Origin of the sequence: Pseudoalteromonas sp. APC 3694 (assembly GCF_030407565.1) — a bacterium.
In the GTDB taxonomy this organism is placed as follows: Bacteria; Pseudomonadota; Gammaproteobacteria; order Enterobacterales; family Alteromonadaceae; genus Pseudoalteromonas; species Pseudoalteromonas tetraodonis.
Window position 1 is genome coordinate 30792 of record NZ_JASDDE010000016.1, and the last position, 20884, is coordinate 51675.

Annotated in this window: 23 protein-coding genes and 1 pseudogene; 11 read left to right on the plus strand and 13 right to left on the minus strand. The window is 41.2% G+C overall.

Annotation, left to right across the window (positions count from 1 at the left end; genetic code table 11):
* Positions 1-26 precede the first annotated feature (26 nt).
* The gene (locus tag QMA00_RS07615; RefSeq protein WP_083703532.1) at positions 27-908 is read right to left on the minus strand and encodes a DMT family transporter; all 882 of its coding nucleotides are present in this window, start codon (positions 906-908) and stop codon (positions 27-29) included.
* A gap of 243 nt (positions 909-1151) precedes the next feature.
* Between QMA00_RS07615 and QMA00_RS07620 the strand changes: the two genes are divergently transcribed.
* On the plus strand, positions 1152-1535 hold the full coding sequence (locus QMA00_RS07620; RefSeq protein WP_033103663.1) for an MAPEG family protein: 384 nt from the start codon (positions 1152-1154) through the stop codon (positions 1533-1535).
* A 2-nt stretch (positions 1536-1537) separates the two neighbouring features.
* On the opposite strand, the pseudogene QMA00_RS07625 reads toward QMA00_RS07620, so the two are convergent.
* From QMA00_RS07625 to QMA00_RS07635, 3 genes and pseudogenes are all read right to left on the minus strand, one after another.
* Positions 1538-2272: pseudogene (locus QMA00_RS07625) on the minus strand (M56 family metallopeptidase); the annotation flags it as partial.
* Between the two features lie 21 nt (positions 2273-2293).
* A complete protein-coding gene (locus QMA00_RS07630; protein WP_076922596.1) occupies positions 2294-2668 on the minus strand; it encodes a BlaI/MecI/CopY family transcriptional regulator in 375 nt (124 codons plus the stop codon).
* Between the two features lie 112 nt (positions 2669-2780).
* Positions 2781-3470 (minus strand): pseudouridine synthase, encoded by a 690-nt coding sequence (locus QMA00_RS07635; protein ID WP_076922597.1) that lies wholly within the window; start codon positions 3468-3470, stop codon positions 2781-2783.
* A 91-nt stretch (positions 3471-3561) separates the two neighbouring features.
* On the opposite strand from QMA00_RS07635, the gene QMA00_RS07640 reads away from it, so the two are divergent.
* Entirely contained in the window at positions 3562-3867 is a 306-nt protein-coding gene (locus QMA00_RS07640; RefSeq protein WP_076922598.1) for a DUF6482 family protein, read from the plus strand.
* 41 nt (positions 3868-3908) lie between these two features.
* Positions 3909-4328 carry a GNAT family N-acetyltransferase gene (locus QMA00_RS07645; protein WP_076922599.1) on the plus strand — a complete coding sequence of 140 codons (420 nt, stop codon included), beginning with the start codon at positions 3909-3911 and terminating at the stop codon, positions 4326-4328.
* 14 nt (positions 4329-4342) lie between these two features.
* On the opposite strand, the gene QMA00_RS07650 is transcribed toward QMA00_RS07645, so the two are convergent.
* From QMA00_RS07650 to QMA00_RS07680, 7 genes are all read right to left on the minus strand, one after another.
* Positions 4343-4702 carry a HopJ type III effector protein gene (locus tag QMA00_RS07650; protein ID WP_076922600.1) on the minus strand — a complete coding sequence of 120 codons (360 nt, stop codon included), beginning with the start codon at positions 4700-4702 and terminating at the stop codon, positions 4343-4345.
* 97 nt (positions 4703-4799) lie between these two features.
* Positions 4800-5510 carry an HAD-IA family hydrolase gene (locus QMA00_RS07655; protein ID WP_013463723.1) on the minus strand — a complete coding sequence of 237 codons (711 nt, stop codon included), beginning with the start codon at positions 5508-5510 and terminating at the stop codon, positions 4800-4802.
* Positions 5511-5520: 10 nt separating this feature from the next.
* Entirely contained in the window at positions 5521-6465 is a 945-nt protein-coding gene (locus QMA00_RS07660) for a tyrosine recombinase XerC (RefSeq protein ID WP_076922601.1), read from the minus strand.
* Positions 6462-7073 carry a DUF484 family protein gene (locus QMA00_RS07665; protein ID WP_076922602.1) on the minus strand — a complete coding sequence of 204 codons (612 nt, stop codon included), beginning with the start codon at positions 7071-7073 and terminating at the stop codon, positions 6462-6464. The genes QMA00_RS07660 and QMA00_RS07665 overlap by 4 nt, the downstream gene beginning before the upstream one ends.
* Entirely contained in the window at positions 7070-7900 is an 831-nt protein-coding gene (gene dapF, locus QMA00_RS07670) for a diaminopimelate epimerase (RefSeq protein WP_013463726.1), read from the minus strand. The genes QMA00_RS07665 and dapF overlap by 4 nt, the downstream gene beginning before the upstream one ends.
* Before the next feature lie 64 nt (positions 7901-7964).
* A complete protein-coding gene (lysA, locus tag QMA00_RS07675; RefSeq protein WP_024601982.1) occupies positions 7965-9218 on the minus strand; it encodes a diaminopimelate decarboxylase in 1254 nt (417 codons plus the stop codon).
* Positions 9219-9398: a lipoprotein gene (locus tag QMA00_RS07680; protein WP_013463728.1), complete on the minus strand. Its 180-nt coding sequence runs from the start codon at positions 9396-9398 to the stop codon at positions 9219-9221.
* A gap of 148 nt (positions 9399-9546) precedes the next feature.
* Between QMA00_RS07680 and cyaY the strand changes: the two genes are divergently transcribed.
* The 8 genes from cyaY to add all read left to right on the plus strand — a co-directional run bounded on the left by cyaY (position 9547) and on the right by add (position 19269).
* Positions 9547-9870: an iron donor protein CyaY gene (gene cyaY / locus QMA00_RS07685; protein ID WP_013463729.1), complete on the plus strand. Its 324-nt coding sequence runs from the start codon at positions 9547-9549 to the stop codon at positions 9868-9870.
* Positions 9867-10523: a dienelactone hydrolase family protein gene (locus tag QMA00_RS07690; RefSeq protein ID WP_076922603.1), complete on the plus strand. Its 657-nt coding sequence runs from the start codon at positions 9867-9869 to the stop codon at positions 10521-10523. Before cyaY ends, QMA00_RS07690 begins: the two co-directional genes overlap by 4 nt.
* Positions 10524-10546: 23 nt before the next feature.
* A complete protein-coding gene (locus QMA00_RS07695; RefSeq protein WP_076922604.1) occupies positions 10547-11452 on the plus strand; it encodes a DUF2914 domain-containing protein in 906 nt (301 codons plus the stop codon).
* Positions 11453-11523: 71 nt separating this feature from the next.
* The gene (hemC, locus tag QMA00_RS07700) at positions 11524-12462 is read left to right on the plus strand and encodes a hydroxymethylbilane synthase (protein ID WP_069438765.1); all 939 of its coding nucleotides are present in this window, start codon (positions 11524-11526) and stop codon (positions 12460-12462) included.
* The gene (locus QMA00_RS07705; RefSeq protein WP_076922605.1) at positions 12462-14300 is read left to right on the plus strand and encodes a uroporphyrinogen-III synthase; all 1839 of its coding nucleotides are present in this window, start codon (positions 12462-12464) and stop codon (positions 14298-14300) included. Before hemC ends, QMA00_RS07705 begins: the two co-directional genes overlap by 1 nt.
* Positions 14297-15406 carry a heme biosynthesis HemY N-terminal domain-containing protein gene (locus QMA00_RS07710; RefSeq protein WP_076922606.1) on the plus strand — a complete coding sequence of 370 codons (1110 nt, stop codon included), beginning with the start codon at positions 14297-14299 and terminating at the stop codon, positions 15404-15406. The genes QMA00_RS07705 and QMA00_RS07710 overlap by 4 nt, the downstream gene beginning before the upstream one ends.
* A gap of 48 nt (positions 15407-15454) precedes the next feature.
* Positions 15455-18145 carry an ATP-binding protein gene (locus QMA00_RS07715; RefSeq protein ID WP_076922607.1) on the plus strand — a complete coding sequence of 897 codons (2691 nt, stop codon included), beginning with the start codon at positions 15455-15457 and terminating at the stop codon, positions 18143-18145.
* Between the two features lie 122 nt (positions 18146-18267).
* Positions 18268-19269 carry an adenosine deaminase gene (add, locus tag QMA00_RS07720; protein WP_076922608.1) on the plus strand — a complete coding sequence of 334 codons (1002 nt, stop codon included), beginning with the start codon at positions 18268-18270 and terminating at the stop codon, positions 19267-19269.
* A 46-nt stretch (positions 19270-19315) separates the two neighbouring features.
* Here add and QMA00_RS07725 read toward each other — a convergent pair whose 3' ends face one another.
* Both QMA00_RS07725 and fre read right to left on the minus strand, forming a co-directional pair.
* Positions 19316-19729 carry a CBS domain-containing protein gene (locus QMA00_RS07725; protein WP_013463737.1) on the minus strand — a complete coding sequence of 138 codons (414 nt, stop codon included), beginning with the start codon at positions 19727-19729 and terminating at the stop codon, positions 19316-19318.
* Positions 19730-20161: 432 nt separating this feature from the next.
* A complete protein-coding gene (gene fre / locus QMA00_RS07730) occupies positions 20162-20875 on the minus strand; it encodes an NAD(P)H-flavin reductase (protein WP_069438769.1) in 714 nt (237 codons plus the stop codon).
* Positions 20876-20884 lie beyond the last annotated feature (9 nt).

A 20884-nucleotide genomic window follows, 5' to 3' on the forward strand; every position in this document is an offset into this window, starting at 1 on the left:
AAGCGCAGGTTTATACCTGCGCTTTTTTAGCTGCTCGGCAGCATTACCAATATCGCAGCCACTGCAATCAATAATAGCCCAGCGCTATCTTGGCGTTTTAGCGGTTGTTTTAACCATAAAACAGCAATCAATATCGTAAAAAATACTTCTATCTGGCCGAGCGTTTTTACATAGGCAACATGTTGCAAGCTCATTGCGCTAAACCAACCTATTGATCCCAAGCAACTAAATATACTCACCGTACAAGTCATGCCCTTATGCTGAAACATAGTTTTAAATGTATCGCGTTCCTTTAAGGCAATATAAATACACAGCATCAGTGTTTGTAAACTAATAACAAGCAATAAAACCCATGCAGGCGCATACGGAAAAGCTATACCTGAGCTTAAACTGGCTTCTCTGATCCATGACGATGACAACGCAAACGAAGTGCCGCAGGCAAGTCCTGTTAATGCTGTTTTTAAGCTAAAGTGTTTCACATTGGCGATACCACTTAATAGCAATACCGCAATTGCACCAATAAACACGCCAAACCAACCAAGTAATGAAAGCGTTGAGCCAAAAAACAGTAACCCGAGTATGGCCGCCATTAGCGCTTCGCTTTTAGCAAGGCCGGCGCCTACTGCAAAATTGTTCATTTTAAACAACTTCACCATGAGCCCCGTGGCAATAATTTGCACTATGCTGGCTCCAATAATATAGCTAATAAATAAAGGGTTAAACGAAGGGAGAGGCGCATCTTGGTAATAATAAAGCGCATATAAATACAGCCCTGCAATAGGGCTTGCGACAATAAAGCGGGCTAGAGTAACGCCAGCAACGCTGACATGAGCGCTTAATTTACTTTGCAGCGCATTACGCCATGACTGCATAAATGCGGCAAAAATAGTCAGTAAAATCCAAATCATCTTAAATAACATACAAAAAAGCGGAGGAGTAATTTAGCAGTACTGTGACATGAAAGCGACCATCAAAAAGGCATAATGAATATTCATCACCTGCGACAATTTGCCACAGTGACGCACTGCTTAAATCGGCTATAGTGTGAGGGATGTTACTGCTAGCCGCCAGAGCTCAGGTTATTTATATTTGGCGGCTTTTTTCTATTTGCTGTGTTATTTTGGGTCATAAATAATAACTTGAGAATGATAATGACGATTTTACTGGTTTGCGCCTTAATTGCAGTGATCATGCCTTATGTTGCAAGGATCCCAGCTATTATAGAAATGAATAAGCTCGGTGGTTACGATAATAAACATCCGCGGCAACAACAAACACAACTTACAGGGCTCGGAGCAAGGGCGCTGGCTGCTCATCAAAACTGTTTTGAATCGTTAGCGGTTTTTGCCGTTGCTTTGGCTGCTGTATTAGGCACAAACAATGTTAATGCCGTAACCGAAACTTTAGCGATGACGCATATTGTAGCGCGTATTTTATTTTGTACTTTTTATTATTTAAACCTCGATATTATTCGCTCGATCACTTGGCTGGTAGGCATGGGAGCCGCTATTGGCATGATCGCCGTCAGTTTATAACGAGAATAAGCCATCAGACCCGCTGGCGCATTGGCAGCGCAGTTTATTAAGGCTTTGCTGTATAAAATCAGTTGCTTTGTGGTTTTATTGCTTAGTACCCGTTCATCACAAGTCAGCTCTTGTAAGCGTCTAAAGCTTGCGTAAGCCATCCAAGCTAAAGGGTTAAACCACATTAAAATTGTAGCCAGTAATAGCAGCGCATTTGTTAGGTTATCTTTGCGTTTTATATGCACATTTTCTTGCTCTAAAATAAGCGCCAATGTAGCTTTATCAAACAGAGTATTATAATTGTGCGGCAATACCAGTTTGCTATTAAAAACACCAATGACCATGGGCGTAGCCACCTGAGCGCTGGTATAAGCTTGTACTCCTATTGTTACTTGCTTAAAGTGCGCTAATTCAGTGAGCTGTAGGCCTTTGACAAATCGGGTATGGGTAACAACAGCGGCAATTAATAAGATCGTAGTAATAATGACATACAGTAGCGCCAAACTAACACTCAAGTCGTTTGTAAGTACCTGATTAGGTGTAATTAAATAGTAACTAATGCTGCTATTTTGTAGTGGCTTAATTGCACTAGGTAAATTAGCCAACAGAACTGATACAGGTATTAACCAAGCTAATTTATACACAAAGTGTGAACCAAGGGTTTTTAAGCCAAAGCGCTCAAGTAAAACAAACCCTGCAAACAACAGACTTAATAATAGCTGCTGTTCAATGAGCCAATTAAATCCTATTTAAATTACCATGCAAACTCCTTACTTTTGATTATTTTCCCAGTCATCAATGACTTTTTTAAGCTCGTTTATATCTTGCTGAGAGAGTTGCTCCGATTTAGCGAAGCCACTTACCAAAGGGGCAATACGACCACTAAAAAAGCGCTCTATGAAGTTCTTACTCTCCTTTAAAGTGTAATCAGCACACTTTATACAGGGGGTGTAAATATATTGGCGGCCGTCTTTTTCAAAGCTAAGCGCGCCTTTTTTTACTAAACGACCCAATAAGGTTTTAATGGTTTTTTCGTACCATTGTTTATCGTCACTTAAACGCTCAATAATTTGGCTGGCTGTGGCGGGGTAGTTAATCCAGAGTGCGTCCAGCACTTCAAATTCTGCTTTTGATAATTCGATCATTTTATTGCCTACAAGTGTAATCTTTAATTTAAGACTACATTTGTAATCTATTTTTGCACGTTTATTTTATATTTTTTATCGCATTAAAGTGAGGGAGGGTAGCGTGAGCTTGTTAGCCTAAAATGTCGCTTTTATTAATTTTTATAAACTGGTTTTCAGGTAAATTTAAATGGTCTAACAGTAATTCACTTATTTGTACGCGGTATAAATCAATCACTTTGTAACCACAGTAATGCGCCATTTTACGAATTTGTCTGTTGAGCCCTTGTTTTAAAATAATACTAAACTGATTGTCAGTGATTTTAGTCACCTCACACGGCAAAGTCATTTGCTTATCGACAGGGACGCCTGCAGCCATTTTTTCGCAAAAATGCGCGTCTAATGGTTTATTCACAGTGACTAAATAGCGTTTAGGCTGATGAAAGTCTGGGTGGATCAGCTGGTTACAAAAATCTCCATCATTGGTCAAAATAAGCAATCCGCGTGAGTCTTTATCAAGGCGACCAATAGGGTATACCCGTGTTAGTTGCGGTAAATGATGAATAAGGCTGCTTGGGTCGTGCTGATTGAGTTTACAGTCAATCCCTACCGGTTTGTGATAGGCAAAGTACACTAAATCGGCTGGGCCTTTAATGGCGTGACCATTAACGATAACACGGTCGTTTTTGTCCACATGATCAATATGATTAGCGGGGCGATTATTAACCATGACAACGCCTTCATCAATCAAGCGCGACGCTTGTTTTCGTGAGCAAACACCGGCATGGGCAATGTATTTAGCGAGTCGAATTTTTGTATCCATAATGCCGTGTAATTAAAAAATATTGATCGCGATTATAGCAAAGCTGCGTATTGATTACTTGGACAGTTAATTTAACAGTAGGTAGGTTACTATGGGTATTCAATTTTCAGAACTAACAAAGCATCAGCCATTACAAAAAGTGGTTGTTCATTCACTGGAAATGGCCTTGTACCAAGTGTCTGTTGTCATAAATAATGTTGAATACTACGTACAAGAAAGTAATGGTGAATTTATGAAGGCACTAAGCCCATTACATATTCAAAAACGCTTTGAAGATATCGCCTATGCACAAATGATGCTAAGGCACACCAGTGCTTATGATGAAATGTGTGGTCAACCAGAAAAAATTTCCAGTAATATGCTCGAAGTGCCCTTTGGGCAAAACAACCTGTTTTAATGTCAGGTATTTGCTAATATAGGTTTATTTGAAATCATCCAATGTACCTATTACATCCCGATAATTATGAGCAATTAAATCAAGCACTGCGCGAGCACATGCTTGAGTTTAATGCTCAGCACTTCGACGCACAGCGTCTACCTCTTGGCTTTAAATATCTCGATAAACAAGGTGAGTTAGTTGCAGGCATAAGCGGTCATGTATTTGGTAACTGGTTGCTAATAAGCTGGTTATGGTGCGATGAATCTGCACGAGGCAATGGCTTGGCTGATTCGTTATTAACATCACTTGAAAATGCAGCAATTGAAATGGGTGCCGTTCAGGCTCAGCTTGACACCTTAGATTTTCAAGCCAAGCCTTTTTATGAAAAACGGGGTTACCAAGTTAAATATCAACTTGATAATTACCCACTTAATGGCACTCGTTACTTTATGGAAAAACCGCTAATAGTGGCTAAATAACGCTGATTGGAGCGTTATTTTTTTGCTGTTAATGGCGTACCATCAAAGGTAATACCTAAAAATGGGGTGGCTTCAGGCGCTAACATAAAGGTGCGAATATTCATGTGATCGTCTGCATCTGGGTTGTTTAGTACGTCTTCGCGATAAAATGCCCCAAAACAATCTAATGTATTTTGCTTACTAATACCATTGAGCTTAGCAAACGCAAAAATTTTGCATGAACCGTTATTTTCACTCGCAGAGCTCAATAACCCATGGTTACTAAAACTGCACGCTGTAAAAGTATAATGCGCATCAATAACGGCCATAGTATCAGCAAAACCAATGCTCTTAGGCTCATTCGCGAGCGTTGTTAAGTAGTTTGTGAGCGTCATACGCTGTCCTTGTTATTATAAGATATTGTTAAGTAATTACCCCTAACCTATCTTGTGATTGATTTATATTCAATTGAGCCAATAAAACAAGCATAGTTTATTTACCAATTAAGTGGGTTAACGCATGAATGTTGGTTATTTCAATATCAGCAAGTCCTTTGTAGGCATAGGCTTGTGCTTGATTATTTAACCACACAGACTGGCAGCCAGCGTTATTAGCACCTTGCACATCGCTATCAAGGCTGTCACCTATGTGTAAAATTTCACTGTTGTTAATACGCAAATGTGTTGCAGCTTGATCAAATAAGGTCGTATGTGGTTTAGCCTTACCGTGCAAGCCAGCTTGCAGCACCAGTTCAAACTTATCTTTTAAATTAAATCGCTCAACCTCTACATTACCGTTAGTAATGGCAATTAATTTGTAGTGCTGGCTTAGTTTATCGAGCAATGTTAGTACGTCTTCGCTCACTTCAATATTACTGCGCGCATCAGCAAATGCTTGATAAGCACTGTGTGCATGATGCTCTACTTCATCGTCTTTAAAACCAAGCTCAGACAAAACTAAGCGTAGGGTATGTTTACGCCACTGAGTGACGTTATCAATGAGTTCAGGTTGGTGTTGAACAACTCGCTCACGGCATTGTTGCCAAAACTGTGGCCCCTGTTTTTTATAGCCTGGCAGCGCATTTAAATAATCAATTTGTGCCTGAACGGCTGCGGTTATGATTGGGCGGTTGTCGTATAAGGTGTCGTCTAAGTCAAAGCTTAGTACAGAAAAAGGAGAAATTGCGCGATTAAATCGGATCATGGTTATTACCCTAATCGGTCCGTTTCTTAGCACGTGGATGGGTGTTGTCGTACACCTTAGCCAAGTGTTGAAAATCTAAATGAGTATAAACTTGGGTTGCAGATAAACTACTGTGGCCTAATAGCTCCTGTACTGCTCGTAAATCGCCAGACGATTCTAAAATATGCGACGCAAATGAATGGCGTAATTTATGCGGATGCACTTGTGAGCTTATACCTTGTTTAATGCCCCATTCTTGCATTCGCAAACGGACTTGGCGCACAGAGATACGGTTTTTTTTACTACTTAAAAATACCGCGTGTTCGTCTGCGCCCATAAATAGCGGCCGAACCGCGAGCCATTTCTTTAATGCCTCAAGGGCCTTAGAGCCAACCGGTATTAGGCGTTCTTTTGCACCTTTACCACGTACCAGTATTTCACCATTACGGGCGTTTACATCCTGCATGTTAGCACCAACTAACTCGCTAATGCGCAGACCTGATGAATACATGAGTTCCATCATGGCTTTATCTCGAATGGCAAGTGGATCGTCATCGGGTATTTCGAGTAAACGTGCCATTTGGTCAACATCAAGATTTTTAGGTAAAGGCTTGGCAAATTTAGGGCCTTTTATCCCTTGCACGGGGTTATGGTAATGCGGTTGCTCAGTAATATTTTTTGCTTTTAAAAACTTATATAAACTTCGAATGCAGCTTAGCTTTAAGCTGATTGTTCTACTGCTCAGTTGCTTGGCGCGCAGCGCCATGCTGTAACGGCGAATGTGCTCACTTTGTACCGCAAACCAATTGTCGCATAGCTTATTAAAATACAAGGCGGCAAAACCTAATTGGCTAACATATTGATTAACGGTGTGCGCTGAATACTGGCGTTCAAATTTTAAGTAATCACTAAATAACGTGATGGGTGTACGCCAGTTATCGCTTAAGTCGCTAATATTTGGCGTGTCGTCGCTCATGCCAGTTCCAGTAACCGTATTTGTAATGAGCGTACAAAATCTAACACAAATAAGTTATCTTGTGAGGGCTCAAAGTGGTTCTCATCGTGGCTGCCAAAAGCCAAAATTGCGTAGGGGTTAGTGGGTTCGCCAATTAAATACAGGGCGGCCGATTGGGTATCATCGTTAAAGAGTAAGTCGCGCTCTTGCTGATTTACCCGCCCTAAATAATGATTACTATCTGACAATCTATGCTCTACTAAGCCCTCAAACGCGCTGTCGTATCTTACGAGTTTGCATTCATTGATAGTCGGGCTCATGCAAATAATGTTGCGTAAGTTACTTGCCAAAGTATTAAAGTCGTAATTACTCCAAAGCTGACGATGGCATTGACTGAACAAGCGGTACACGAGTTCATTTTGCGTGGCATGCTTGGTCATCGTCTCGATTTGATGTTTTAACTGAGTATTGTGTTCACGTAGTTGACGTTGCTGAATATGTACTAACGAAGTCGCACCCTGAACTTGCTGTTGTAACTCAAGTTGCGCTAATAGCGCAGGTTGATTTATTAAAAAATCAGGGTGCTGTTGTAAGTAATCTATTACTTGCTGTTTAGTTAATTCACTCATAGTGCAACTTGCCCATCAAATACATGTTCAGCGGGGCCTGTCATACGCACTGGGTGGCCTTCGCCACTCCAGCGAACTTGTAAGCTACCGCCTGGTAAATCAACTTGCACTGTGCTGGTGAGCTTGTTTTGAATAAAGCCAATCACCATAGCGGCACATGCACCGGTACCACAAGCAAGTGTTTCGCTTACACCACGTTCCCACACTCTGAGTTTAATGTGTTCTTGAGAAATAACCTGCATAAAGCCAATATTTGCGCGCTGTGGAAAACGTTCATGATTTTCAAGCAACGGGCCAAGGGTACTCACTTGTGCCGTTTCAATGTCGTCTACTTCCATTACGCAATGCGGGTTACCCATAGAAACAGCACCACTAAAAACGGTATGCTCTTCTGCACGAATAATGTAAGTCAGCTCACGTTTGGTTGCTTTGAGCGGGATTTTACTCGGCTCAAAATTAGGGTGTCCCATGTTAACCGTTACTTGGCCGTCTTTTTCAATATACAGGGTGAGATTACCTGACTTAGTCGACACGCTAATCTTATGTTTATTGGTTAAGCCTTTCATGCGTACAAAGCGGGCAAAGCAACGGGCGCCATTACCACATTGTTCTACTTCGTGGCCGTCGGCATTAAAAATCCGATAGTGAAAATCGAGATCGGGTGAGTAAGGGGCTTCAACCATCAGTAATTGGTCAAACCCAATGCCGAAATGGCGATCGGCCAGCTTTTTGATTTGATCACGGGATAAAAAAACGTTTTGTGTAATATTATCAATCACAACAAAGTCGTTACCTAAGCCGTGCATTTTGGAAAAATTAACTAACATAGCGCTCTAATTCGGTTTTGCTCTGTGCTAATCATGCCACAGAGCAGCTAGGTAACAAAAACGTTTATGGTAAAATTTTCTCACCTTGGTATAGGCTTTCGATGGTTTCGCGTTCGCGAATAAGATGATGTTGCTCACCATCTACCATTATTTCGGCAACCCGTGGGCGTGAGTTATAATTTGAACTCATTGTAAAGCCGTACGCTCCAGCGCTACGCTGCACTAACAAGTCACCTTGCTTGAGTGCTAGAGGGCGGTCTTTACCTAAAAAGTCACCGGTTTCACACACCGGCCCAACTACATCATAGTTGTGGGTAGGTGTTTCGTCATCACGCACCGAGACAGGAATAATTTTTTGCCAAGCTTGATAAAGTGATGGGCGCAACATGTCGTTCATACCCGCATCAACAATCGCAAAATACTTGTCTTGATTTTGCTTAATAAACTCAACCTGAGTCACTAAAATCCCAGCGTTGGCGGCAATAGCCCGTCCTGGTTCAAAAATCAGTTCAAGGTGGCGATAATTGGTAAGGCGCTGTGTTACTTGTGCTGCATACTCACTCGGGTGGGGAGGCTGTTCGTCGTCGTAGGTTACTCCAAGGCCTCCACCAATATCTAAATGGCTTAACTCAATACCTGCATTTTTTAACTCATCAATTAATGCCAGTAGTTTATCAAGCGCCTCTAAAAACGGTTTGGTTTGTGTCAGCTGTGAGCCAATGTGACAATCAACCCCAACTATATTTAAGCCAGGTAACGACGCAGCATGTTGGTACACACTTAACGCGGTTTCGATACCAATGCCAAATTTGTTTTCTTTTAGGCCAGTAGAAATATACGGGTGCGTTTTAGCATCAATATCAGGATTAACACGAATAGAAATTGGCGCGTCTAGATTAAGCTCACAGGCTACTTCTGAAATGCGCTCAAGCTCTGAGATTGATTCAACGTTAAAACATTTAATACCTAATTCTAACGCATAAGCAATTTCGTCAGCGGTTTTAGCAACCCCAGAAAACACCACTTTATTGGCTGCGCCTCCCGCTTTAATGACCCGCGCGAGCTCGCCTTTTGAAACAATGTCAAAACCCGCACCAAGTCGCGCCAGTATATTTAATACTGCAATATTTGAATTTGCTTTAACGGCGTAGCACACTAGGCTTTTATGATCTTGAGCTGCATTGGCAAACGCTAAATAATGGCGTTCAAACGTCGCTCTTGAATACACATAACACGGTGTACCATAGTGCTGTGCAATCGTTGCTACGCTGACATCTTCAGCAAATAGTTGGTTGTTTTTATAATTAAAAAAATCCATTTACTGCTCCTGTTTTTGCTCAATAGGTGTTTGCTTGTTGGGGGTGTCTGTTGGCTGATTTTGTTCAGTAGGCTGCTCTGGTAAGTACAGCGGGCCGCTTTGACCACAGCCAGCTAACGCACACAACAAAACGGTGCTGATTAATAGTTGTTTTAATTGTAAGGTATATGTCGCTTTCATTAGATTAATACGGTTGCTGGCTTTATAATCGCAGAGTAACAGAATATCTAAAAAATGCAGCTATTCGCGGATGATTTTATTCCTGTTACACTAGCTGTACAAACATGCACCCATTATTTAGGCGTCTTGCCTGCAAAGGAAATTAACGATGACTGATCACGAATATCACCAGTTAGCAGAAGCTCTTATGTTCACAATTGAAGAACAAGTTGATGATTGTGAAGCAGATTTAGATTATGAATCGGCTCAAGGTATTTTAGAAATTATTTTTCCAGATCGCAGTAAAATTGTGATTAATAAGCAAGCACCGTTGCATCAAGTGTGGGTGGCAACAAAATTTAATGGTCACCATTTTGAAATGCGTGATGGTCAATGGATTGATAACCGCTCAGGCGCAGAGTTTTGGAGTTTCATCAATGAAGCGTCAACACGTCAAGCGGGTCAAGAAATTAAGTGGCAATCATCGCTATGAGTTTAGAGTTTGTTCAATACCCAGCTCAGGGGACGCATAAAGCCACGGTTATTTGGTTACATGGTTTGGGTGATTCAGGTGATGGTTTTGCCCCAGTAGCGCTACAGCTCGATTTACCCAGTGAACTAGGTGTGCGTTTTATCTTTCCGCATGCGCCTATGCAGGCTGTTACTATTAACGGCGGTATGCAAATGCGCTCATGGTATGACATTAAATCGATGGATTTAGACAAACGTGCAGATGAACAGGGGGTTAGGGAATCTGCAGCAAAAGTTGAGCAATTAATAACGCAAGAAATTGCTAACGGCATACCGGCGAACAAAATTATTTTAGCGGGATTTTCACAAGGTGGCGTCATATCGCTACATTTAGCCCCGCGTTTAGAGCAAAAGCTTGCTGGCGTTATGGCACTATCAACCTATATGTGTGTGCCACATAAATTGGCTGATGAAGCAAAGCAAACACAGCTAAATATATTTATGGCTCATGGGAGCCAAGATGACGTTGTACCGCATAGCGCGGGTAGAAGTGCGTTTGAAGTATTATCAACGCATAACATGGATGTAAGTTGGCAAGAATACCCTATGGGGCATCAGGTTTGTACACAAGAGTTACAAGCTGTGCGCCAATGGTTAATTTCTCGCTTAAGTTAGTTTAGGAGCCGCTGAGGGTCAAAATGAGTCAAAAAATAGTAATAACAGCAAATGTAAAACGTGAACCACAGGTTAGTGAACCCCGCGTGAGCTATGAGTGGCATTGGCGTCGGATTGTGAGTATTTCTATGTTGGTGATTATGACCTCTGCAGCGGTTATTTACGGCCTGTCTAGCGCTGTGAATGCTGATCAAGGGGCGCCGCATCCTCATGAGCAGCTCGATTTTACTGAGCAACAAACCGCAATTGTGTCGCTAAGCGATGATACTGTAGCATCAGCAGAAAGTGAAAACGCAACAGATGCTGGTGAGGAGCCGCTGAGCGGTGTCGCAATTGGAGCACCTAAAATCCTTTCCCCAGATGAGCAAAGATCAGCTCCTATTACCGAACAAGTAACATCAGAGCCTAAAGTTCAACAAAGTAATATTGAGCAAGAAGTAGAGCCAACGCTCACTGCTGAGCCTGAAGAAGCAGCCATGGCTGCAACAGATAACCAAACGCCTGAAACCGAAACGGCCAGTGAAAAACCGGCTGAGCAAAAAGTATTTGCTGAATCAGCACAAATTGCGAGTGTGGCCATAGGTGCCAAAATAGATACAGCTACTATTAGCCGCGCCGTATTGACGCGCAGTGTGAGTAATCGTGAACCAACCAATGTATTTGCCGCCGATGTGCGTTTAAGCCAATTTGAAGAATCATTGTCATTTTTTAGTGAGCTTAAAAACTTACAAGGTCAGCAGGTAAAGCACATTTGGTTATTTGAAGGGGAAGTGATGGCGGAAGTGTCGCTCAAAGTTACTTCTCCGCGCTACCGAACTTACTCAACTAAAAATATTATGGATTCCCAGCTAGGGAATTGGCGCGTTGATGTGGTTGATGAGCGAGGTTTACTCATTGCGCAAAAAAAATTTAGAATTTTAGCTGATTAAATCGCCTTCAGATAGAACAGGTTTTAATCCTGGAAGGTCAACAGACCCCAGTAATTATTAATGGATATTTTATGACTGAAAAAACAAAGTTAGTTCGCATTGCTACTCGTAAAAGTGCATTGGCACTGTGGCAGGCTGAATTTGTAAAAGCGCAGCTAGAGCATTTTCACGATGACGTGCGTGTAGAGCTGGTGCCTATGTCGACTCAAGGTGACATTATTTTAGATACACCACTGGCTAAAATTGGTGGTAAAGGCTTATTTGTAAAAGAACTAGAACAAGCCATGCTTGATGGGCGAGCAGACATTGCAGTGCATTCAATGAAGGACGTGCCAGTCGAATTTCCAGATGATTTAGAGTTACACGTTATTTGTGAGCGTGAAGACCCGCGTGACGCGTTTGTCTCAAATAATTTTGCCAATATTGATGCGTTACCGCAAGGCGCCATTGTTGGCACCTCAAGTTTACGTCGCCAATGCCAAATTAGAGCGTTGCGTCCAGATTTAGAAATTCGTGACTTACGTGGCAATGTAAATACACGTTTAGCAAAGCTTGATAGTGGTCAATACGATGCGATTATACTCGCAGCGGCTGGGCTAATTCGTTTAGAAATGGGTGAACGTATTCGTGACTTTATTGAGCCAGAAGTGTCGTTACCTGCTAATGGTCAAGGTGCTGTCGGTATTGAATGCCGTATAGATGATGAAGTTACTAAAGCCTTATTAGCACCGCTGGAGCACAGTGAAACTCGTATTCGTGTTAATGCTGAGCGCGCAATGAACCGCCACTTAGAAGGGGGCTGCCAAGTGCCAATTGGTGCGTATGCACTGGTTGATGGCGAGCAAGTGCATTTACGTGGTTTAGTTGGGGCTATTGATGGCAGCGAAATTTTACGCGATGAAATTAGTGGGCATGTTGATGATGCGGAAAAATTAGGGATTGAGCTGGCTAAAAAACTCTTAGCACAAGGCGCAGATAAAATCCTTGCTGACGTATATCGAGACGCATAATGAAACACATCTTGATAACTCGGCCCGAAGGAAAAGGCGCAGCCCTTGCACAGCAACTTGAGCAAGCGGGTTATCAAGCGTCTTTATGTCCTGTTTTAAAAATAACGTATTTAACCCCAACAAGCGTTGAGCTAAGCCCGTTGGTTAATGCCGACAAAATTATTTTTGTTTCGCAAGATGCAGTACATGCACTGAGTGCCCTTAAGCCTGCAATTAACACCAAAGCGCAGTTTTATGGTGTTGGCCAACAAACAGCCGACACCATTTATGAAGTATTTGGTGTACGTGCGGCTCTGCCAAAACAACATGACTCTGAGGGGTTGCTGGCCCTTAAGTCATTGGCTGAGGTTGATGGCAGTAATATTGTGTTAGTTAAAGGTATTGGTGGGCGGCCTGAGATAGCAAAAACCTTAAAACAACGCGGTGCTTTTTTAAATAATTGTGTAGTGTATCAGCGCGAGCCGTTAGCGCAACAACCCGCTGACTGGATTGACCACTGGCAAAGCCAGAATGTACACGGTATAGTCATTACTAGTAATGCCGCCGTTGATGCCATTTTTAATACCCTTACCGCGGCGCAACTAACATGGTTACAACAGTGCGAATTTTATGTTGCCAGTGAGCGTATTGGCGATTATTTACAACAGCAAAAAATAAATTCGACACATATACATACTGCGGCAGGGGCTAGCGACCACGCTATGTTTGCCTGCATTAATCAGCAAGGTAGCAAAATGAGTGAACAGTCAGCGACGTCAAAAGTAGAAAAAGCAGCGCAGCCAATAGCCAATAACACGTCTAACACCGCTAAAAATGACACTGCAAAAGCCAATAATCAAACGCAAAATAATACCCATAAAGTGAGTAAGGTGGGGAGTTTAGCGTTGGTGATTTCGTTACTTGTTGCCAGTGGCGTGGGTTATGAGTTTTATCAAAAGCTCAATGCCGGTAAAGTGCAAAATTTAGCGGTTAATGCATTAACAGAGCAAAATAAGATATTGCAGCAAGAGCTACAAGCGCTTAAGTCTGAGCAGCTCAGTCTACAGCAAGCGTTACAAAAGAGCGAAGAGCAAATTGCTATGGCGCTCAATGAAAACTCTGTAAAAAATCAGCAAGCATTAAAAGCAGCACTGCAAAAAGTGCAGCAAAGTGGTAACACATTAAACCCACAAGAAGTGACCAGCTTACAACGTATGGCTGAATTTAAATTGTGGGCTGAACAAGATTATCAAGGCACAAGTGCAGTGCTTAAACGTTTAGATTCACTTTTAAGCGACCACCCAGGCACGCTTGAGTTACGCCAAGCAATTATACAAGACATACAAACGCTCGATAGCATTAAACCCGTTGCAACAGAGGCGATTTACTTGCAGTTAAATAGTGTAAGAGATCGTATCGATAACTTGGTATTTAATGCGGTTAATTTGCCAGAAGAAGCGTCAGTAATTGACGAAAACGCGCTCTCTGAAAATATGAGTGATTGGCAACAAAACATCCGAAATAGCTGGAATAAAATAGTTGATAGCTTTATTACAATTCGCCATCACGAAGGGGTATTAATAGAGCCGCTATTAACTGATAGAGAGCGCCACCTAATTAATCAGCGCATAAAGCTCAATATTACTCAGGCGCAAGATGCGCTAATGAGCAAGCAAGCCAGCATCTATTTTAGCGCCTTAAACGACACAAAACGTTTGGTTAATGAATACTTTAAGCAAGATGATAATGTCACAAAAGTGGTACTACAAACTTTAGTAAACCTTGAAAAAGAGCCGCTTAACTTTAACCCTGAGGTGACATTGCAAAGTACTGAGCAAGTTAAGGAGTGGGCACAATGATAGGGTTGATCATTTTTATTGTCGCTATTGTATTGGTATTAGCGATCACTCCTTTCGTGTTAGATGAAAAAGGCTATGTACTGATTTCATTTAATAACACGACCATAGAAGGTACGATTGTTTCGTTTTGTATTTTGGCGGCACTGAGCGCAGCAGCTTTGTATTTAACTTACAAATTCATACGCTACTGCCTATCTATTTACAGAAATACCAAACATGGATTTTTTGCTCGCAGCCAAGAGCGCAAGCATGCAGCTATAGAGCAAGCGCTGTGGAGCTTGATTAATGACGATTACGCGCAAGTGGAAAGCGCGTTATCAAGTAACAGTGTGCCAGCTAAATTTTTAGACATACGTTTGGCGTTACTAGCAAAAGCTGCACTGGCAAATAATCAACCCGATAAAGCGCTGGAATACTTGTTTGAAATAAGCCCTGAGCAGCAACTAAAAGTGGCTAAACTGTGGTTAGCCAGTGGCGACAGCAGTGTTATTGAACCGCAAATACGGATGGCGGCTGAGTCTAAAAAAGCCACGGTACTTGAGCTAAAATTGTACACTGAAGTGTTGGTGCAACAGCAGCACTTTAAAATACTAGAAGACTTTTTACCGCGCTTATTACGTAAAGATGCATTAAGCGATAAGCAGTGGCAACAGGTGTTTTTAGCTTATTTTGCTGCTCAAGCAAGTGATGAGCTAACAAGTAAGTACCAGCAATTAGGTAAGAAATTGCAAGCACATGCGCACACTGCGTACTTAACTCAAATGGCAAAAACAGGGCAGTTGGCGAGTATTGAAAACGCGTTAATTAAAATGCTCAAACATGCTAAGCACCACACTGAACTTGCCGACATTTTACGTGAAGCTGCGCCAAGTAATGCATATAAGTTGCAATCAAGCATTCAAGAACGGTTGAAAAAAGACGAGCACAATAACGCGTTATTATTAGCATTGGCGTGTTTAGCGAATGCCCAAGGTGATTATGATTTAGCTGCACGAGTATTCGACAAGGCGCTTAATAGCGATAACAAATCACAGTATCGACAACAAGCTATACTAAGCTATAAACACAGCGCACAATTAGATAAGGCGCTTGTGCTCTACCAATAGTGGATTATATTTTATAAATCAATAATTAAAAGTGCAGGAGCGAAGGCTATGAAAAATGTGTTTACACTCTCTTTTAGTCTTGCATGCGCTTATTTTTTTACTGGTTATCTTAGTAATTTATTACTCGCAGTAGACGGTTATGCCGTGGCTTCTTGGCCACCTGCAGGCATTGCACTAGCCAGTTTTTTATTATGGCGCCATCGCGCTTACTTAGGCATTATTGCTGGTTCTTTACTGATTAATTTAATTCATTTAGACCATGTTACAGATATTTTTAACTGGCAAATTTTGTTACATGCAGTGGGCCTCAGCGGCGCTGCTTTTTTGCAAGCATGGCTTGGCGCGCAAATAATTACAAAAGTAATAAAAGCCCCTCTAGACCTTTCATCGTTAAAATTAAGTATTCAAAGCTTAGCAATCGCAGGTCCTGTCGGCTGTGTCATAGGCGCTATTGCTGGTACGAGTTTATTAGTATTTAACCAGATCATCCCTGTTGCGAATGCGCTGGATAATTTTATTACTTGGTGGATAGGTGACAGTATTGGCGTATTAATTTTTACCCCATTACTATTAGCTGTATTTCACTATTCTGAGATGCGCCATCGGCTACAAGTTATTGCTCCTGCATTACTTATTTATGCGATTATTAGTATTAGTTTTTATGGTGCAGCGAGTGTAAAAAAACAAAAAGACACTCAAAAACAAGAAACGGAAGTGCTTGCGACTCAAAGCGCTATAAATCAAAAGTTAGATGAGATCATTGCACATCTATCTTTATTAAGTGGTTTTTTAGCAAATAGTGAAGACGTTAGTTTTAGTGAGTTTACGCAGTTTACGGCTAAACAATTAAGCTACAGTGAAGAAATACTCGCTTTTAAATGGGTTCCTGCTATTACTGATGATTCTCGTGCCGAGTATCAATCATGGATTGAGCAAGTTGATAGCGAAAACCCGTTTATCAAACAAAAATCAGCGAATGGGCAATGGCAAAAAGCCCCCTATCGAGAGTTGTATTACCCTGTAAAATATATAAATCCACTTAGGGGTATGAAAGATATTGTTGGATTTGATTTAGGTTCAAACGAGCAAGTGCGTACAGCACTCACTAAATCTAAAGTACTTAATGAATTGGTGATCAGTGAACCGACAGCACTGATACCGAATAACGATGAATTAAGTGTACTCTTTATGTATCCCGTTTTTGGAAATGTGGTAACAGAAGGCGATTTTAAAGGATTTGTTGTTGCCGTGGTTAGCTTAGCTAAACTTTCTAAGTCGCTGTTGTTTGACTCTAATGAGCGTATTGCGATTAGTTTTTTTGATATTAATAATACTGAAAAACAGCAGGCACTTTATATTGCAGAGCATCATTCTATGGTGTTACTAAAAAAATATCAGTTGTTAATTGGTCAGCGAATGTGGCGCGTTGAGCTGCATCAACCCGTTTTAAAATCATCGTGGTTAATATACTGGCTGGCGCAAATAGTGGGTATGTTATTTGTGTGGTTGTTGATTATATTTTTGATCTCTGTGACGGCTACCAATATTCGAATTCGCGAACAAGTGGCAAAGCAAACACTCACGCTACGCCAAGAAAAACAAAAGGCCGATGAAGCCAGTGCTATAAAAAGTCAGTTTTTAGCCAACATGAGCCATGAAATACGTACGCCAATAAATGGCATAAAGGGTATGCACTATCTAGCGCTACAACAACAGGATTGGCAGCAAGCAAAAGGCTATATAGAGCAAGCTGATGGTGCTCTAAGTGTATTATTAAGAGTGTTAAACGATGTACTCGATTTTTCTAAAATGGAAGCCGGTAAACTTGAGTTAATGCAAGAGCCTGTGAACCTCAAACAATTAGCCGAGGACATCGTCGGTTTAATGCAATTTGAGGTGGAGAGTAAATCGCTTTCTTTAAAATTAGAGTATGACAGCGATGCGCATTTAACTCTCAATACCGATCCTATTCGTTTAAAGCAAATTCTGCTTAATTTATTAAATAATGCAGTAAAATTTACCGAAAAGGGCTGTATTACGTTAAAGATTTGGCAATCATCAAAAATGACATACTTTAGCGTTAACGATACCGGGATTGGCATTAGCTCTGCAGCTCAAAAACAGCTTTTTAAACCCTTTTCTCAAGCCGATAGCTCAACGTCGCGTCAGTACGGTGGTACTGGTTTAGGTTTGAGTATTTGTAAAAAATTGGTCGAATTGATGGGAGGGGCTATTGATTTAAAAAGCAGTGAGGGGCATGGATCTACGTTTACTTTTAGCTTACCAGTTCATTCATCGCTGCCAAAAGCCAAATACAGTGCTGATGCTTTATCAAAAATTGATGTCAGTAATATTTCTTTAGAAAAATATCAATTACTTATAGTGGAAGACAACCCATTAAACCAACATGTTGTAAGTGCTATTTTAGAAACTAAACACGGTATTGCTGATATCGCAAAAGATGGCTTAGAAGCGATTGCGATGCTTAGCGAAAAAAACTACGATCTAGTATTTATGGATATTCAAATGCCTAATATGGATGGTTTACAAGCAACAAAAGTGATTCGTAATGAGTTAGGTTTTATTGATTTACCTATTATTGGTTTATCCGCCAACGCTCACGAACAAGACGCTCAAAAAGCGATTGCCTCTGGAATGGATAGCTACATGACCAAGCCTATTGAAGCTGATGAGCTATTTAAAACGCTTTGGTATTATTTATCTCGCTTAGATAAGTAACACGTATTTTTGTACAAAAGGCAGACATAAGCCCTCCAAGCGCCATTTTAAATATTCTACACTTGAAATATTAATGTACCTGCGTATCATTCGCGCAATTTTAATTCAACCGAGTAGCTACTATGATTAATAGAAAAATACCTTTGCTAGATATTCACCGTCACTTAGATGGGAATGTACGCGCGCAAACCATATTAGAACTTGGTCGTCAGTTTAATATAGCTTTACCAGCAGATAATGTTGAGGCACTTATTCCTCATGTTCAGGTTATTGATCCTGAGCCAAACCTAATAGCATTTTTACAAAAGCTTGATTGGGGGGTCACGGTACTGGGTGATTATGATGCTTGTAGACGAATTGCGATAGAAAACATTGAAGATGCACAAGCGCAAGGCCTTGATTACGTAGAACTACGTTTTAGCCCTTACTACATGGCACAAAGCCAAGGTTTACATCCTCAGGGCGTTGTTGAAGCTGTGGTCGATGGTATTAAAAGTGCAACAAAAGATGCTGATATTAAAGCAAACTTAATTGGTATTTTGTCTCGTACTTATGGTGTTAAAACCTGTCAACACGAGCTGGATGCTTTACTTGCTTTTAAAAATGATTTGGTCGCGGTTGATTTAGCCGGTGACGAAATTGGTTACCCTGGCGAGCTGTTTGTTGATCACTTTAAACAAGTACGTGATGCGTATTTAGCGGTTACCGTGCATGCTGGCGAAGCATTGGGTGCTGCCAGTATTTGGCAAGCATTAAACGAGCTTGGTGCAAGCAGAATAGGGCATGGCGTTAAAGCGATTGAAGACTCAACGCTAATGGATTATTTACGTGATAACCGTATTGGTATTGAATCGTGCTTAACCAGCAATATTCAAACCAGCACAGTAAATGACTTAACTAAGCATCCGCTAAAACAGTTTTTAGATCATGGCATTTTGGCCAGCATTAATACCGATGATCCGGCTGTTGAAGGGATTGAAATTGAGTACGAATATGCAACTGCAGCGCCACAAGCTGGTTTATCGCAAGCTGATATGGAAAAAGCGCAAGCCAATGCACTTGAAATTGCGTATTTAAGTGATGCAGATAAACAGGCACTCAAAACCAAAGTCGCACAGCGTTAATCACCCATACGATTAAAAATGCCACTGTTTACAGTGGCATTTTTGTTTATATGTGAGTTTGACAGCTAACGTAATTATCATAAAGTGCTTTTAAAATATCGGCACGGCTGATCATGCCAACTACAACGTCACCATCAACCACGGGATAATTCTTTGGCTTACCAGGTTGCATTTGTTCTGCTAATTCCATGATATTAGTATCACCGCTGACCGTCACAACTTCTGTTTGCATCAACTGCGACACTTTTACCATACCGTCACAAAAATAACTGCTTTGCATTAGGGGTTTAAGTAGCTCTTGCTCAGAGATAAAACCTACTAGCAACTTGTTATCGTCAAATACTGGGGCACCAAGCAATTTAAATTTTTGTAGTTCTGCAATGGCGGTCGTCATTTCTGTATTAGGGGTAATATGAGGCAACTTGTGTTGCATAAAATCTTTTACTTTTGTATTTAGCATTTAGGTTTCTCCCGCTGAATGTTCTATACAAAGTATGGTTTATAGATTGGATTTTAGGAAATTGTTTATGTTGATGAGTTTAATAGGTAATAACAATCATCGCAGCGGTAATGGCGGGTAATAAAAACAATTAAGACACCCTAAGGTGCCTTAAAAATATTAGGGTCTGTTTACCTTTGCGGATTAAAATTTGTTCAAACTAGAGGCGGTTTAATCGCGGCGTGAGGTTTGTAACCTAGTGGGCTAAGTAAAAGCCGAGCAACAAAGAGTAAATCGCCCCTAGGCAGAACCCTTCGGGCGGCGCCTGTTTGGTATTGATGCTGCGTTATCGCCTATTTATGGGGAATAACCACACTACATAGGCTCTGCCTTGCCTAAATACCAAACAGACTGCTGCAAATTTAACCTTGAAAGGTAAACAGACCCTAGCGTTTATTTGATAAAAGCAAATGCATCTGCGTACATGTTTTCGCGAATGGCTCCGTGGCTAATAAAGTCATCGCGCACTATGCCTATCATGTCAAAACGACCTGCCATGTAAATATCGTAAGGTTCAAGCGAGATGATATCGTCCATTACCGCTTTATGCACATAACCAGTATGGCCAGTCCAGCTGTCAGTAGGATTTTCTACCACAGGAATAAATTCGAAGTGCTTATGGCTATCTGCCCAAGCTTTCATTTCGGTGTGTGCATACAGCGCAGACTCTTCTTTAACACCCCAATAAAATAGCACTGGGCGCTGACAATTTATTTCAGCAAGGTGATCGGCCATTGATTTTGCGTAAGAGAAGCCTGTGCCGCCAGCAAGTAAAATAATGGGGCGCTCGCACTGCAAACGTAGTTGAGAAACACCTAAGCCCGCTTCAATAGTCACGGTTTGATTATTATTGTGAGCACTACGAAGGTGCTCTAGCGATTGCATAGCATATGAGTCAGCAACTGAAGCACCAATGTGTAATTCTAAAGCATCCGTTTGTGAAGGACGGCTTGCAATTGAAAACGCACGTTTATCTTTTTCACCTAAAACCAATTGTAAATATTGGCCAGCTTCAAATGTGACGGGTTGCTGCGGCTTTAAAATAACTTTATGAACAAATTCTGTTAGTGGACTGATAGAAACAACGTCAGCGTGTAATGTTTGCATGTTTTACCT